Genomic DNA, 14,327 nt, shown 5'->3' with positions numbered 1-14,327 from the left:
ATGAAACATTTAACTTTAACTTCTTTGTTTGCCGCTTTATTGCTGGCAGGGTGCACCAGCATGGCTCCGGATTACGAGCGGCCCGCTTTGCCGGTAGCACAAGACTGGCCAACTGTTTCTGCAAATGCGCAGTCCGGTATTTCTGCCACACAGGATAAACCGGCCGCAGAGGTGGCGTGGCAAGAATTTATTCTTGATGAAAATTTGCGCAAGATTATTGCCATGTCGCTGGAAAACAATCGGGACTTGCGGGTTGCCGCACTGAATATTGAACGTGCCCGGGCACAGTATCAGATTCAACGGGCCGATGCCTTTCCCACTATGGGTATCAGCGGTTCGGGTACCAGCCAGCGTTTGCCGGCAGATCTTAATACAGGGGGAGAGGCGGGTATCAGCCGTCAATACAGCGCAGGGGTAGGCACCAGTGCCTATGAGCTTGATTTGTTTGGACGTGTTCGCAGTCTTAATGATGAGGCTTTGCTGCGCTACCTGGCGACCGGGCAGGCACGCAAGACGGTACAGCTGTCCCTGGTGGCGGAAGTGGCTAATGCCTATCTTACCCTTGGCGCAGATCAGGAGCGCCTGCAGCTGGCCAGGCAAACACTGGAAAACCAGCGCCAATCTTATGCACTAACGCAGCGCAGCCATGAGTTGGGTGTGTCATCACTGCTTGATCTCAAGCAGGCGCAAACAGTGGTTGAGTCGGCGCGTGTCGATGTGGCAAAGTTTACGAGCCAGATTCTGCAGGATAAAAATGCACTGACCCTGCTTGCTGGGCAACAGATTCCTGAAAATTGGTTGCCGCGCTCACAAAATGATGATCGTGTCACGCTGGCGCAATTGAATGCGGGGGTGCCGTCCGAGGTCTTGTTGCATCGCCCGGATGTTTTGCAGGCAGAACAACTGTTACAGGCGGCCAATGCGAATATAGGGGCTGCCCGCGCTGCATTTTTCCCCCGTATCAGCCTGACTGCATCGGCAGGCACGACCAGCAGTTCATTGTCCAATCTTTTTGAGAGCGGTACCGGGTTCTGGAGTTTTGTTCCTCAACTGAATTTACCAATCTTCGAGGGGGGGCGTAACCGTGCCAATCTGAAGGTTTCCGAGGTGGATCGCGATATTGCCCAGGCCCAATATGAGAAAACGATTCAGAGTGCCTTTCGTGAGGTAGCCGATGGCCTGGCGCAACATAGTGCAATCGATGAGCAGCAGGCCGCACAAGTTGCGCTGGTTGATGCATCGGTTGATAATTACACCTTGTCAGAAGCCCGTTATCGTCGCGGTGTCGATAGTTATTTGCAAGTGCTTGATGCACAGCGTAGCCTTTATGCTGCCCGGCAAGACCTGATTACGTTACGGCAGGCAAAAAACAGCAATCAGGTGACGCTTTACAAGGTTCTGGGGGGCGGCTGGCGTGAGGCACCGGCGATCCAGAATGGCTAGCCGTGTTCTGCTGCCAGAAGGTTTATACAATGAGGGAGTAAAAGGTAATGAAAACACAAGACCATAAAGTAGTGATTGTTGGCGGCGGTGCGGGCGGCCTTGAGCTGGCCGCCAAATTGGGCAGGAATGTCTGGCCAGGCGATACGTCAGGCAGACATTCAAGCGACTATCTGGATTTAGTCCAGGGTTCTTGGCAAATACAGAACCAGTTCTGGCACGAATGTCAGCAATAGCATAATCAGAATCATGGCTCCAATCATCCATGTTAATGGACGTAAGGTTTCCATCATGCTTATTCCTGATGTTTTGCAGGCTGCCATTAAGTCAACACCTACCGGTGGAGAGTTTGCACCTATCGCCATATTAATGGCCAATAGTATGCCAAAATGAATCGGGTCAATATTGTAAAGCTCCAGCAGGGGCATGACTACCGGTACGATAATAATGATGATAGGAATGGCTTCCATAATCGTGCCAAGCAATAAAAGAATAAGGGTGAGAAGCAGCAATATCCATATGCGACTCTCGATATGGGTAGTAATGAAACTGGCCAGTGATTGAGGTACTTGCTCCATTACCAGTCCCCATGCAAATAGTGATGAAGCACCAATTAAAAGCAATATTGAAGCACTCACTTCGCTGGTGGCTTTTAATGAATGCCAAAGACCGGCAAGACTAATGGTTCTGTAAACGAACACACCACATATCAGGGCATATACGATGGCGCTGGCAGCGGCCTCTGTTGCAGTGAAAAAGCCAAAGCGAATACCGCCAATAATTAATATGGGTATCATCAATGCAGGCAATGCTGAATAAAGCGCAGAAGAGAATTCGGCTTTTGAAAATGGCTGGCCGCCAGCCCATCCGTGTTTACGTGATTGCCATATTGCCACCGCGATCAGCGCTGCTCCCAGTAATAAGCCCGGAATAATGCCAGCCATAAATAGCTTGCCCACCGAGGTATTGCTGATTGTTCCATAGATAATCAGTACGATGCTTGGCGGTATGATCGTTGATGTGGCGCCAGCGCTTCCTACCAATGCGGCACTAAAGCCCTTGTCATAACCGGCACGAGCCATCGCGGGCAATAAAATACCGCCAATAGCCACGACATCGGCAACACCTGAGCCAGAAAGCGCGCCAAATGTTAAACAAGCAAGTACCGCAACAACGGCAAGTCCACCCCGCATGTCACCAACAATCGCAGAACACAGCCTGACGATTCTCTTTGTCAGTCCGGCCTGATTCATTAATTCGCCGGCTAATATAAATAAGGGGATGGCAAGTAAAGTAAAGCTGTCCAGCCCCGCAACATATTGTTGGGCGGCAGCCATATAAGGGGCTACCTCAAAAAAAGTAAGGTAAAGAACACTGGCTATTAATAAGCCATAAACAATAGGTATATCGGTGATGAGTGTTATCAGGAAAATGCCTGTTAAAAAGATCGAACCAAAAGACATGATTTTTTATACCTTGTTTGTATGTTTTTTGTTAAATAATTCGACCATCTGCAATAGATGGATCACAATCATGGCTAAACATGAGATGGGTAGGGTGAAATAAACAATGCCTGCGGTAATGCCCAATACTGGGAGAGAATCATCCAGGGTAAGGAGGGTAAGTTCCCAGCCGGCGTAAACAAGAATGGCTAGTACACCTATACATAAAAGATGATTGATATAGGTAATTATGTGAAGGATGCGAGGATTCTTGATCAGCGCCGATGTAATGCCTGCTGTTAAATGACTCTTATCTGCCGTGCAAATAACCCCCCCAAGAAAAGTTGCCCAAACCAGCAAGACGCGAGGGAGCTCTTCCGCCCAGGGCGGTGCGGTATGAAGCAAATAGCGTTCAAAAACAACGTACGATACTAAAACAACCATTACCGCTATCAAAATAGCAGTAATGGTTTGGCAGAATCGTTTGATATAAATGATTGTTGGAACAAACATTATTTGGACTCGCGATATTTAACAAGAATTTTCATGAGATCTTCACCATAGATTGATGCCTGTCTCTCCCAGACCGGGTTGACTGCCTGCATGAAGCCTTCTTTATTTACTTCATTGACTTCCATGCCTTTTGCTTTCAGATTTTCAATTAAAGATGCTTCACCGTCGCTCATGGCTTTGCGTTGATGTCTGCCCCATTCGATGGCGGCATCATTAATAATTTTTTTGTCCTTGTCTGAAATTCGATTCCATACTGATTTGGACAGGATCAGATTGGCAGGACCCCAGACATGACCGGTCATTGAAAGATATTTTTGAACTTCATAAAAGGATGATGTATATATAATTGATAACGGGTTTTCCTGCGCATCAAACAAGCCTTGTTGCAATGCTGAATACAGCTCTCCAAAAGCCAGGGGGACAGGATTGGCACCTAATTCCTTAAAGGTTTCAATGCGCATTTTATCGGGTGTAACACGAGTCTTTAATCCCTTTAGGTCCTCAATGGTTTTTACCGGATGTTTGTTATTGGTGTAATGACGAAAGCCCAGCTCCCACCAGCCGAGCAAGATAAGGCCTTTCTGTTCTGCAATTTTTGCCAATGCATTGCCCAATTCCCCATCGTAAGCTTTGTATGCCTGATTTGCGTTAGACCATGAATAAGGAAGTTCGACAATACCGAACCTGGGGTCGACAGATTGAAGTGCCGTGGTTCCCATGATGGCAGCACCGACGCTGCCAATTCTCAGTCCTTCCAGTACGGTCTTTTCATTGCCTAACTGGGCTGCGGGAAAAATCTGAAAATTGACGCGACCATCCGTTTTTTGCTTGACCTCTTTGGCAAAACCTTCAGCTGCCATGTGCCAGCTATGGTCGGGGGCCAGTACATGACCCAACTTGATATCAAGTGCATGGGCCGATTGCATTGCTGCCGATAAACTGATACCCCCCAGTATGGCTAACCTCATTGTTTTTCGTATCACGCTTAACATTTTTAGTCTCCTTAAAGTTTAAAATAAATCTTATTTCATAAAAGTGAATACATTTTTGCATATATTTATTTTGTTTGGATATGGTGTTTTCCCTAGTTTGATTGATTATTTGTTATTTTTCTGGATTGTTTCTGACTAATGTTTATGTAGGAAAAGATGGATAATAAATTTACTACATTTTTTATATTCCTTGTTATTAAATGGTATTTTCGAGTGTTTACAGGTTTTAATGTGGTACTGATACATCAAAAAAAGTAAGTTTATTTTTATATGGTTTAAAAATTCAAATAGAAATAATAGCAATGGCAGACAAATCATTACACTTGATAATAATAAAAATGTATGCAAAACTGTATGTAAATTTTCAAAAAGAGGGATAGTATGGGATATGAAGCAGTAAAAAAACTGTATGCGGAAAAAGGTATCGGTGGGGCGCTCCAGCCACAAGGACGATCTGCTTTGTTGGTGATTGATCTGATCAACGGTTTTATACATCAGGACTTTCCTGCCGGTTCGGATCTGGATGGCGTTGTGAATGCGACACACAATCTGTTAAGCCTGGCGCGGGCGTCTGGTCAACTGGTCATATTTACGTCTATCGCCTTTCACGAAAAAGCAGGGCAGAGTATATGGCTGAAAAAAATGCCGGCAATGTCTGGCTTGGTTTTTGGCAGTCCCTGGACTGCCGTCGATGAACGGTTGGAGGCTGATACTGCAGATATAGTTTTATATAAAAGTGCAGCTTCTGCATTTTTTGGAACTGATCTGCAAAGCATTTTGAAAAACAATCATATCGAGTCCTTGGTCATTTGCGGGGCAACTACCTCAGGATGCGTCAGAGCGACGGTTGTGGATGCCTGCATGTATGGTTATACCGCATTTGTGCCAAGAGAGTGCGTTGGCGACAGAGCCGTTGAACCACACGAAGCAGCGCTGTTTGATATACAAGCCAAATATGGTGAAGTCATCTCCTTGCAGGATGCCGGGGAAATATTGGCGCATGTCCATATCTGATTTTTTTAATTCCTTATATATCGAGATATTTATATGAATCTATTACTTGTCGACTTGTTTGTTCAACAATATAAATTATGCAAGCTGACCAGCACAGAAAAAGTAGCGGTTATCAGTGAGTATGGTGAAAAAACGGAATATGTTGAAGCTGCCGTCGTTGCTGCCAGATCGCTGGGTGCTGCTGCATTGGTACTGACGGCCTCCAGCTTGTCAAATCCTTTGTTGCCACCTTATAAATCCGATGGCCGGGAGGTAGCGGCATTACTTTCTGCTGCCGGTGAATGTGATCTGATCATTGATGTCACTGTTGGAGGGCTTATTCATTCCGATGTGCGTACACAGATTATTGGTAAAGGAAAACGCATGCTCTTTGTTGCGGAGCCTACTGAAGTATTAGGCAGACTGATTGGTACAGAAGATCTGAAGAATAGAGTGAGTGCTTCGGCAGCCTTCTTGAGGAATGGGTCCCGCATGCATGTCACAAGCCAGGCTGGTACGGATCTGGTACTGGATATATCCGGCGAATCGTTGCCAATTACTTGCCAATGGGGATATGTAGATGAACCAGCCAGATGGGATCACTGGCCTAGTGGTTTTATTGCTTGTTTCCCGCAAGATAAAAGTGCGCAAGGAACTATTGTTTTGCAGGCAGGCGATGTCTTTATACCTTGGCAGCGTTATGTATCAGATGATGTCATCATAACGGTGAAGGATGGCTATATTACCAATATTGACGGTAATGGTCATGATGCTCGTTTGCTGAGTGATTATTTCGCGCAGTGGCATGATCCGGAGGTTTATGCCCTTTCTCATATGGGTTGGGGCTTGCATCCTTTAGCGAGCTGGTCTGCGTTGAATGTATATGACCCCAGATCACTTTATGGCCAGGAGCTTAGGTCAGTTGCCGGCAATTTCATGTGGTCGACAGGCTCAAACCGTTTTGCGCAAAGAGAAACGCCCGCTCATCTGGATATTCCTATGCGGGATTGCACCATATGTATTGATGAAACTGTGGTTGTTCGGCAGGGCAAACTAGAGGAAAAAATCTATGGCTAATCATAGCGTTAAATCCAATTTAAAGCGGACCATAAAGGTTGCACTTACGCAAATGCAACCAGGGTTGGATGTAAAGCTTAACCTTGAGCAGGCATTGGGTTTGATCGAGTTGGCCAAACCACAAAATCCCGACCTTGTGCTATTGCCTGAAAATGCCTTGTGTATTGGAACCAATCAGCAAATGAGAGATGCGGCAATTACATTCGATGGGCCCGAGATAGCAGCACTTTGCAAGGCAGCGCAAGAGGCGCGCAGCGCAATTGTGCTGGGAGGGGCAAAATGCCGAAACGCTGATGGTGTTATTTGTAATTCTGCGATTATTATTAACAAGGAGGGTAAGGTTTTAGGGCACTATGACAAGATTCACCTGTTCAATGCGCAGGTCGAGGGTAAGCAGTTTAATGCTTCTGCCGTTGAACAGGCTGGCGCTGATATGGTGCTTGTCTCATTAGAGGACGTAACAATCGGGATAACCATTTGCTATGACATACGTTTCCCGGAGTTATATAGGAACCTTGCATATAATGGTGCTGAAATAATACTGGTGCCGGCCGCTTTTACCATACCTACCGGGAAAGCGCATTGGGATGCGTTGCTACGGGCTAGGGCAATAGAAAACAGTTGCTATATTGTTGCGTCGGCTACCATTGGTTCAGCCGAAACGACTGAATTTCCTACATTCGGTCATGCTGCCATTATTGATCCATGGGGTGAAATCGTTGTTGGTTTGGGTACAATTGAGCAGGCGGTTCAGGTCCACGAGATACAATTAGATAAGGTATGGAGCACGCGAGCAAGTTTACGTGTTCTGGAAAGCGCAAGGCCAGACGTATACGGAAAACAAGTAATCACAATCTCTTAAGGTTGTGTTATCTGTCGACAGCAGCTTGTTTCTCTCTGTCCATATAATGAAAGAAAGTGACTGATAATGATGAGAATATGATTAAAAGAGTAGAAACACCGAGTGTAAAAAGACCCGGTAATGCAGCAGACGAAATTTTCGAGGTGTTACGGTCACGAATATTGGATGGTATCTATCCGGCGGGCCTTAAGCTGTCTCAGGCAGAACTCGCCGATCAGCTGAGTGTAAGCCGTACACCGCTACGTGAAGCATTGAGTCGTCTGCAGGCACATGGTTTAGTCACAGCAACTAATAATAAAGGGGTGGAAGTTGCAGCGTTGCAACTGGACGAAGCCGAGCAGTCCTATGCGTTAAGGCTGTTGATTGAGCCATCTATTATTTCAGGTCTGATTGATGATTTTACGCCCGCTGATTTTAACAGGATGAAACGTGCATTGAACGAGATGCATCTGTATAGCGGGCGTGCCAAAGACTATCAGGATGCCCATTTGGCTTTCCATGAAGTGGCACTAACCCGATATCCCAAAGTAATGCAGGATATGATAAAAGGTATTTACTGGAAAATTACCAGGCATCAGCGGGCCTATTTTTTGAAGCCCAATACCTCGGGCGATTTTGCTGATCTTGATGATTTGTTTTTAGATGCATTGGTACAGAAAAATGCAGAATTGGCCCGTCAATATCTGGAAATGCATCTTATCGATGCTGGCCTGGGACTATTGGCAGACATTGATCCCGATTATGTACCTAAAACCTTATTGCTTACTGCCAAAGGTTTGGGTATTCATATCGAATGTGATGCTTATGGCAAACCGGCACGTCCGGCCCAAATCTTATGGAATGGTCGCCAGCCGGTAAAAATGCCTGTTTTGTCTACTACCAATCTTGAACACAAAGGAGAATAGGCGCTTGTCAGGAAGTGGTGGAGGTTGCTGTGCTGCCGGTGGATAGTAAAAAGTTGAGTAATACGTTGGCGGCAGGATGAAGCTCTTTTCTGTTGCGTACCCCAATAACAATATTCCTGTGCCTCCAGTCATTTTCCAGCTCTACGATGACGGTATCGGGGACGTGATAAGCAGCGACACTTTCAAGGGGTAATATCCCGATTCCCATGCCGGCATTGATTAGCAGACACATGGTATCGTAGCCAGATACCACTGTCCGTAAGTGAAGGGGTATACCGGTTTCCATTGCTGCTTTGGTGATCTGATAATTGATTTGCGTGCCCGCCAGAAGGGAAATGTGTTCATAGCCCAGTGTCTGTTCAAAAGCGATGGACTGCTGCCCTGCCAAAGGATGGTTTTTGGGTACCAGTAAGATGAGTTTATCCTGCCTGAAGGGATATGTGTCAATCTGTGCTTCGTAAGGCAGGTCGGTGAATACCCCCAGATCTGCTTTACCGGATTCAATTTTCTGTACGATATTCACGCTGGTGTGTTCTTCCAACTGTACGCGGATGTTTGGGTTTTCCCGGGAAAACAGACCTAGTGGTTGCGGCAGGAATTGGATAATGGCTGTTGGATTCGCCAAAATATGCACAAGTTCATTCTGGCCTTCTACATAGGCTTTCAGACGGGTCTCAATAGTGTTGATGCTATTAAGTAATGCCTTGGCGTGATAAAGCAGTTCCAGTCCCGCTGGTGTGGGTGTTACGCCTTTGTTGCTACGGGAAAGCAGCAGGGTTTGCAGGCTGTCTTCGAGCTCGGCAATGCGTCGACTGACCGCCGCAGCTGCAATGTGTTCGCATTCGGCTGCCCGGCTGATAGTGCCTTCTTCAAGCACCCGTACAAAAAGTTTCAGTGTGACAGGATCCAGTTTCATGGGAGGTATATTACCTGCATTTGTGCGTGCCGGACAATACATATCCGGCATCGGGGACTTTGGTTTCCAGGCCCAGTGTTTTCAACATTTGATATACAGTTGCCACTGATGCGGATAGTACAGGTTTGCCAATAAGATCCTGAGCGCGTTGTATAGAGGGGAGGGAAGGCATTTGTACGCAGGCAGAAAGAATGACTGCGTCTACGCCTTCATGATCCAGGCGTTGCACCTGTTCCAGCAGATTTTCGGGATTGAGCAGACCCACAGCCAAATTGTCAGCGACTTCCAGGCTGATAGCGTCCTTGACCGTAATGCCTTCGGCTTGAATGTAATCCACAACGCGCTGGGTCAAGGGTTTCATATAGGGAGTAATAATGGATACTTTGTTGAAATCAAACGCTTTCAACGTATCAATCAAGGCGCCTGCCGAGCTGATAACAGGGATGCTGACATTGTTTTCTTTGACAGTGCTTTGCAAACGTTCCTGAGAGTTTCGATGGTATCCATTGCCTTGCGCCATAATTGCCACCAGACAGGCATAGGCCATCACATCACAACGCGCGTCGCTTAACTCTATGGCACAGCGATCACTGGCGACATCCATGGCTTTTAGTTCTTCGGGGGTTACGTTCATCATGCGCATGCGCGACGAGTGAAACGTAAAACGCTGTTCTGGAAATAGGGTTGAGCGGGCCAGCAGCATCGCAGGAATTTCGGTTTCCATGGTGGTATTGGAGCTGGGAACAATCTGGCCGATTCGATAGGTATTCATTGATGGGTTACCTCAGTGTACTTGATGAGGTATTTATTCTAGAAGTGAATGCCGTCGTTGCAAATCATTGTTCTGTCAATATGCCATCGCAAAATGTGTTGATGAAATAAGTTACGGGCAGGCTGCCTGTATCATTGACTTTGTTTTGAAGCTTAAATCATGACTGCTGAACCACATTCAGGCAATAGCTGCAATGGCAGTTGTTGCTGGTCCAGCCATGCCTGCATATTGGCTGAGGCCCGAGCCGCATTCTGTTCTGGGCGAACGGGGTGCGCATAATCTGCCCACATCAGCATATTAAGAGCCTGCAACAGTAAACCGGGTTCAGCCTTGAATGGCGGTATCTGGCGTAGCTCGTAAAAAGATTGCGGGCCTTGTACCAAGGCAGCCAGCAGGGGAGAAAACATTTCTGCCGGTCCGGGAATGGTGCCAATGGGTGTTTTGAATTCCAGCGGGCCTGGAGAAGGCATGCCGGGCAGTGCCTTGAAAACGGTGTTATCCATATAGCCGATATGGTTTGCGAAGCCCAGTGTTTGTGGCTCCAGTTGAAAAACATCCAGTCGCTGGTGCTGGTTGCGTGCCATATCTTTAACAGTTTCCCGCAATGCCTGGCTGGGCAGGTTTTTTAAGATAGGCTGGATATTGCCGGGAATAGACAGGATATCCATATTTTCAAAGCTATCGGCACTGCCAATGAAATTGACCCCTGTCTGGCAAACAATACGGTGCAGGTCGGCCGAGTGCTGCGGATGCCAGTAGTCGGTCAGGAACTCGTGCGCCAGATAGGCGGGCAATTCCTTTTCAAGCGCGGCCAGCTCTTTTTCAATTTCGGGGTTGTCCACAAACAGGCCCGCACCGTTATTGGCCAGAATGCGTAACAGTTGCATGCCGTTTTGAATGCCTTGTACTGAATTGCCCCCTGTTATTTTGGCGGTTTCATAAAGTACTTTTTGCAGACCCGTCAGGCGGGCGGCACCGGGATAACACATGTAGTGCAAATACACCAGGCCTTGCGGTTTAAGCGATTGGTAAATCAGTTGAAGAATGCCGGCCTGTGCCTTGGGTGGCAGCCATGACCATGTGCCGTGGCTAACGATAAAGTCAAATTTTTCGCTGTTGTTTGTGGCAAATTCCTCGAAACCCGACTCAATAAAACGGATGTTTTCAATATTCAGTTTCTTGGCCAACGCCTGGGCGCTGGCAATATGTGCCTGGTTGAAGTCAATTCCGGTGAATTGTCCGGCAGGGTTGCAGGCCGCGGCAACCAGCAGGTTGATGCCGGGCCCGCAACCCAATTCGCAATAGCGGTAAGGCTTACTGATATCCGGTACGGCACAGCCTAATGTCTGTATGGTGTGGCATAGCCAGACCGGCTGCATTTCCTTGTGAAAATGAAGGGGATAGGAAACATCAATGATATAACCGTCACGGTGTTGCATTAGTGGCTTCTTGAAGGTTTGTGGGCTGGGAAAGTATATCGCTAAAAACAAGGGGAACTTCGGGGGCGCATGGCCGAAGTTCCCGGTTGTATAAACGGTATTATGTTAGAAACGGGCGGTCACACCCATGTAGTAGGTACGGCCATTTCCATCTCCGTAATCGTCATCGGTTCTGGCGATATTGTTGGTCAGGTTTTGAATGCCGGCACGCAAAGTCAGGTTTTTGTTAACGGCATAGTTAACACCGATATCAAGCGTGGTGTTCGCATAGGCAAAATGGTTGTTCGCGGTAGAGTCTGCGGGCGGGGTGTAAAGTTGTTTGCCAATATATTGTACCGATGCATAGGTGGACAGTTTTTCAGTGGCCTGCCAGTCAAGCAGGGCATTGGCCGTCCATTTGGGCGTCATGTTCAGCCAGCTTCCGGTGGTTTTGTTTTTTGACTTGATCATGTAAGTGGCATTGCCGCTCAGTCTTAAACCATCTGTAACAGGCAGGCCAAATGAAGCTTCCAGGCCGGCGGTTTCTCCCTCTTCAATATTGAATTGCTGGGTATACCAGGTGCCGTTGATATTGCCCAAAAAGCCATTTTGGATCATATCCTTGATTTTGCTTTGGAAGTAGGTCAGATCAAACGAGTAACCGGCCTGGTCAAAAGCGATACCCAGCTCATAGTTGGTGCTGACTTCAGGCTTAAGGTCGGGGTTGCCAATCATGTAGCATTGACCGCCGGTATAGCCCAAAGGACGCAATGAGGTACAACCCATTCCCATGGAAGAGGTGCCTGAGGTGAGTGAGCGTTCTTTCAGACTGGGGGCACGGAAGCCTTTTGATACGCCACCTTTGATGGTCCAGGCATCGGTAGGATGATAAACCAGATATCCGCGCGGGCTGACATGTAGATCAAACTCATCGGATTTGTCGCCACGTACACCCAGAGTCAGGATCAGGTCGTCCCGCAGGAAAATCTGGTCTTCAACAAACAGAGACCATGCCCAGCCCTTTGGTTTTTTCTCGGCGTTGACGGTATCTCCACCAGGCAGCAATACGCTAAGAATATTGCCAATGTTACTGGGGTTTTCAACCTCTTCCCGTTTGTATTGGGCGCCTACCGTTAACCAGTGCTCTACCCCTGCTGTGCTAAAGGGCATGTCAACCTTGAAGTCGACAACATGCTCTTTGGATTTTGCTCCATATTGATCTCCCTCACCCTTGTTTTTATAGCTGTTGGAGTACAGGTCCAGTTTGGTGCGTACTTCACCAAAACGGCCTTCGTGCCCAAGGCCAAAATAGGTGTGGCGCATGTCAGAGCCAAAAATTTCATCGGTAACGCCGTCTTGGGCATCACGTTGTTCCTGGTCCGGGAATGGTTCAGCCCTGTTGCGTCCAACGGAACCGTCCAGATAAAAACTGTGATTTTCGTTGAGTTGCCAGTTGAGTTTTGCATTCATGTTCTGGTTGGCAGAACCACTGGAGCCACGGGCGCCCGAATCGGGCTCACGGTTGGTATAGCTGCCACCCAGCCGGATGCCCAGGCTGTCGGTGATGGGGCCGCTAATGTTAAAACCGTGTGACCAGGTTTCGCCGGAATTGCCAGAGTCAGGCATGCTCAGGCTGTTCGTGAGCGAACCGCTCCAGACGTTGTCGATTTTGCGGGTAATAATGTTAATAACCCCGCCCATGGCTTCAGAACCGTACAGGGTAGACATGGCACCGCGCACGACTTCAATTCTTTCAATGGCGTCGGGAGACAGCCAGTCCAGGTCTTGGGGAATGGTGTCAGGACGGTGCCCCAGCAGGTTGGAGCCGCCAATACGCTTGCCATCAACCAGGATCAGCGTGTATTTGTCGGGCATGCCACGAAAAGCAATTTTTGAACCTGCGCCGGTAGGTGAAAAACCACCGGTAACACCAGGAATGGTGCCAAGTACTTCAGCAATGCTGGCGTGGGGTTTGCGATCCAGCTCTTTACGGGTAATGACACTGACGCTGGCAGGCGCATCACGAATTTCGCTTTCAATACTACTGGCTGATGCGAAGATGGTTTCAAGTTCAACCGCAGTATTGTCATCAACAGCTGAATTGTCCTGGGCGTAAGAAGATGTGGCAGCCGTTGCCAATAAAATTGCGCTGGCCAGACGGTTGAGTTTAAAAGAGTGGGACATCCCGGGGTGCTCCAAAAGCTTAATAAATTTAATAGATTTAATAATGATAATGATTATCATTAAATATATAACATATTAAGGAAAATTGTGTAAAGATTTATGTGGTAATCAAGCTTGGTTTTGTTGTTTTTAACCAAGGTTGGCTGGTTAAGCTAATTGGGTGAATTTCGTCTTATCTGAACAGAAATATCGAATTGTTTAACTGGTTTTGTTACACTGAATGGCATCTAACCCGTTGAAAGGCTTGTCATGAAAATAGCATTATTGCTAATGGTTCCCGCTCTGCTTGTTGCAGCAGGTTGCGCTAATCAGGTTAAAATTGTGCCTCCGTTAACCGAGGCCGACAAGCAAACCCTGACCTGTACGGAAATTGGCAAGGAATCCGATCGGCTGAATATCCTGTTGAACCAGTTTCGTCATGGTAACAAGCCGTTGTTTGGCCATGATCCTTCCTTGATTCAGCAGGGAGAACAAGCCGCGCAATTGCGTCTGAACCAGATTCGTGAGTTAAGTGTCCAAAAACTGTGTGCTTTTGGTTAAATATATAGAAATCCGGATTAAATAATCCATTTGCCTTTTAAGGTTAAGTAATGAAAAAAATTATTCTTCTTCCATGCCTGTTATTGGCCGCCTGTGCCAATGGTCCGGTTGACGACAGTAAAGCGGCCGAATGTGCCCAGGTCCAGTCCCGGATTGTCCAGCAGCCTGGTATTCCCGGAACCAGTAACTTCCTGTCACGTGCCAATGATAATGTTCGTTCGGATTCCGAGCGTGAGCGTGCCCGGCGCATGGGTTGTCTGGATTAAGCCCGCC

At 47.4% G+C, this 14,327-nt stretch carries 15 protein-coding genes; 8 read left to right on the top strand and 7 right to left on the bottom strand.

Features of this window, described 5'->3' with window-relative positions:
* Both adeC and JHL22_RS04135 read left to right on the top strand, forming a co-directional pair.
* Complete coding sequence (gene adeC / locus JHL22_RS04140) at window positions 1-1,443, top strand: AdeC/AdeK/OprM family multidrug efflux complex outer membrane factor (protein WP_200234111.1); 1,443 nt, start codon at window positions 1-3, stop codon at window positions 1,441-1,443.
* Window positions 1,444-1,490: 47 nt separating this feature from the next.
* Window positions 1,491-1,676, top strand: coding sequence for a hypothetical protein (locus JHL22_RS04135; protein ID WP_200234327.1), 186 nt, complete (start codon window positions 1,491-1,493; stop codon window positions 1,674-1,676).
* Here the strand turns inward: JHL22_RS04135 and JHL22_RS04130 are convergent.
* From JHL22_RS04130 to JHL22_RS04120, 3 genes are read right to left on the bottom strand one after another with little or no spacing between them, the layout of a single operon-like run.
* Complete coding sequence (locus tag JHL22_RS04130; protein WP_200234109.1) at window positions 1,620-2,903, bottom strand: TRAP transporter large permease; 1,284 nt, start codon at window positions 2,901-2,903, stop codon at window positions 1,620-1,622. The two genes, JHL22_RS04135 and JHL22_RS04130, sit on opposite strands and share 57 nt — an antisense overlap.
* Before the next feature lie 6 nt (window positions 2,904-2,909).
* Entirely contained in the window at window positions 2,910-3,395 is a 486-nt protein-coding gene (locus tag JHL22_RS04125; protein ID WP_200234107.1) for a TRAP transporter small permease, read from the bottom strand.
* Window positions 3,395-4,363 (bottom strand): TRAP transporter substrate-binding protein, encoded by a 969-nt coding sequence (locus JHL22_RS04120; protein ID WP_200234105.1) that lies wholly within the window; start codon window positions 4,361-4,363, stop codon window positions 3,395-3,397. The genes JHL22_RS04125 and JHL22_RS04120 overlap by 1 nt, the downstream gene beginning before the upstream one ends.
* A 405-nt stretch (window positions 4,364-4,768) precedes the next feature.
* On the opposite strand from JHL22_RS04120, the gene JHL22_RS04115 reads away from it, so the two are divergent.
* The 4 genes from JHL22_RS04115 (at window position 4,769) to JHL22_RS04100 (ending at window position 8,224) form a co-directional block, all read left to right on the top strand.
* The gene (locus JHL22_RS04115) at window positions 4,769-5,401 is read left to right on the top strand and encodes an isochorismatase family protein (protein ID WP_200234103.1); all 633 of its coding nucleotides are present in this window, start codon (window positions 4,769-4,771) and stop codon (window positions 5,399-5,401) included.
* Between the two features lie 33 nt (window positions 5,402-5,434).
* The gene (locus JHL22_RS04110) at window positions 5,435-6,457 is read left to right on the top strand and encodes a 2,5-dihydroxypyridine 5,6-dioxygenase NicX family protein (RefSeq protein WP_200234089.1); all 1,023 of its coding nucleotides are present in this window, start codon (window positions 5,435-5,437) and stop codon (window positions 6,455-6,457) included.
* Window positions 6,450-7,319, top strand: a complete 870-nt coding sequence (locus tag JHL22_RS04105; RefSeq protein WP_200234087.1) for a nitrilase-related carbon-nitrogen hydrolase — start codon at window positions 6,450-6,452, stop codon at window positions 7,317-7,319. The genes JHL22_RS04110 and JHL22_RS04105 overlap by 8 nt, the downstream gene beginning before the upstream one ends.
* 77 nt (window positions 7,320-7,396) lie before the next feature.
* A complete protein-coding gene (locus JHL22_RS04100; RefSeq protein ID WP_200234085.1) occupies window positions 7,397-8,224 on the top strand; it encodes a GntR family transcriptional regulator in 828 nt (275 codons plus the stop codon).
* Between the two features lie 7 nt (window positions 8,225-8,231).
* Here JHL22_RS04100 and JHL22_RS04095 read toward each other — a convergent pair whose 3' ends face one another.
* The 4 genes from JHL22_RS04095 to JHL22_RS04080 form a co-directional block, all read right to left on the bottom strand.
* Window positions 8,232-9,140: a LysR family transcriptional regulator gene (locus tag JHL22_RS04095; RefSeq protein WP_200234083.1), complete on the bottom strand. Its 909-nt coding sequence runs from the start codon at window positions 9,138-9,140 to the stop codon at window positions 8,232-8,234.
* Between the two features lie 10 nt (window positions 9,141-9,150).
* Entirely contained in the window at window positions 9,151-9,912 is a 762-nt protein-coding gene (locus tag JHL22_RS04090; RefSeq protein WP_329610631.1) for a maleate cis-trans isomerase family protein, read from the bottom strand.
* 152 nt (window positions 9,913-10,064) lie between these two features.
* Entirely contained in the window at window positions 10,065-11,351 is a 1,287-nt protein-coding gene (locus JHL22_RS04085; RefSeq protein ID WP_200234081.1) for a class I SAM-dependent methyltransferase, read from the bottom strand.
* Window positions 11,352-11,456: 105 nt separating this feature from the next.
* Complete coding sequence (locus JHL22_RS04080) at window positions 11,457-13,514, bottom strand: TonB-dependent receptor domain-containing protein (RefSeq protein WP_200234079.1); 2,058 nt, start codon at window positions 13,512-13,514, stop codon at window positions 11,457-11,459.
* Between the two features lie 249 nt (window positions 13,515-13,763).
* On the opposite strand from JHL22_RS04080, the gene JHL22_RS04075 reads away from it, so the two are divergent.
* Window positions 13,764-14,054 (top strand): hypothetical protein, encoded by a 291-nt coding sequence (locus tag JHL22_RS04075; RefSeq protein ID WP_200234077.1) that lies wholly within the window; start codon window positions 13,764-13,766, stop codon window positions 14,052-14,054.
* A 50-nt stretch (window positions 14,055-14,104) separates the two neighbouring features.
* On the top strand, window positions 14,105-14,320 hold the full coding sequence (locus tag JHL22_RS04070) for a hypothetical protein (RefSeq protein ID WP_200234075.1): 216 nt from the start codon (window positions 14,105-14,107) through the stop codon (window positions 14,318-14,320).
* The last annotated feature ends 7 nt before the right edge of the window (window positions 14,321-14,327 follow it).

This window comes from Advenella mandrilli, from assembly GCF_016595155.1.
GTDB classification, from domain to species: Bacteria; Pseudomonadota; Gammaproteobacteria; order Burkholderiales; family Burkholderiaceae_B; genus Advenella; species Advenella mandrilli.
This window is presented reverse-complemented; position numbering and strand designations above follow the sequence as displayed.

Bases quoted from the DNA above. Each gene is read 5' to 3' on its own strand.
- adeC (WP_200234111.1), top strand. From the start codon at position 1: ATGAAACATTTAACTTTAACTTCTTTGTTTGCCGCTTTATTGCTGGCA.
- JHL22_RS04135 (WP_200234327.1), top strand. From the start codon at position 1,491: ATGAAAACACAAGACCATAAAGTAGTGATTGTTGGCGGCGGTGCGGGC.
- JHL22_RS04130 (WP_200234109.1), bottom strand. From the start codon at position 2,903: ATGTCTTTTGGTTCGATCTTTTTAACAGGCATTTTCCTGATAACACTC.
- JHL22_RS04125 (WP_200234107.1), bottom strand. From the start codon at position 3,395: ATGTTTGTTCCAACAATCATTTATATCAAACGATTCTGCCAAACCATT.
- JHL22_RS04120 (WP_200234105.1), bottom strand. From the start codon at position 4,363: ATGAGGTTAGCCATACTGGGGGGTATCAGTTTATCGGCAGCAATGCAA.
- JHL22_RS04115 (WP_200234103.1), top strand. From the start codon at position 4,769: ATGGGATATGAAGCAGTAAAAAAACTGTATGCGGAAAAAGGTATCGGT.
- JHL22_RS04110 (WP_200234089.1), top strand. From the start codon at position 5,435: ATGAATCTATTACTTGTCGACTTGTTTGTTCAACAATATAAATTATGC.
- JHL22_RS04105 (WP_200234087.1), top strand. From the start codon at position 6,450: ATGGCTAATCATAGCGTTAAATCCAATTTAAAGCGGACCATAAAGGTT.
- JHL22_RS04100 (WP_200234085.1), top strand. From the start codon at position 7,397: ATGATTAAAAGAGTAGAAACACCGAGTGTAAAAAGACCCGGTAATGCA.
- JHL22_RS04095 (WP_200234083.1), bottom strand. From the start codon at position 9,140: ATGAAACTGGATCCTGTCACACTGAAACTTTTTGTACGGGTGCTTGAA.
- JHL22_RS04090 (WP_329610631.1), bottom strand. From the start codon at position 9,912: ATGAATACCTATCGAATCGGCCAGATTGTTCCCAGCTCCAATACCACC.
- JHL22_RS04085 (WP_200234081.1), bottom strand. From the start codon at position 11,351: ATGCAACACCGTGACGGTTATATCATTGATGTTTCCTATCCCCTTCAT.
- JHL22_RS04080 (WP_200234079.1), bottom strand. From the start codon at position 13,514: ATGTCCCACTCTTTTAAACTCAACCGTCTGGCCAGCGCAATTTTATTG.
- JHL22_RS04075 (WP_200234077.1), top strand. From the start codon at position 13,764: ATGAAAATAGCATTATTGCTAATGGTTCCCGCTCTGCTTGTTGCAGCA.
- JHL22_RS04070 (WP_200234075.1), top strand. From the start codon at position 14,105: ATGAAAAAAATTATTCTTCTTCCATGCCTGTTATTGGCCGCCTGTGCC.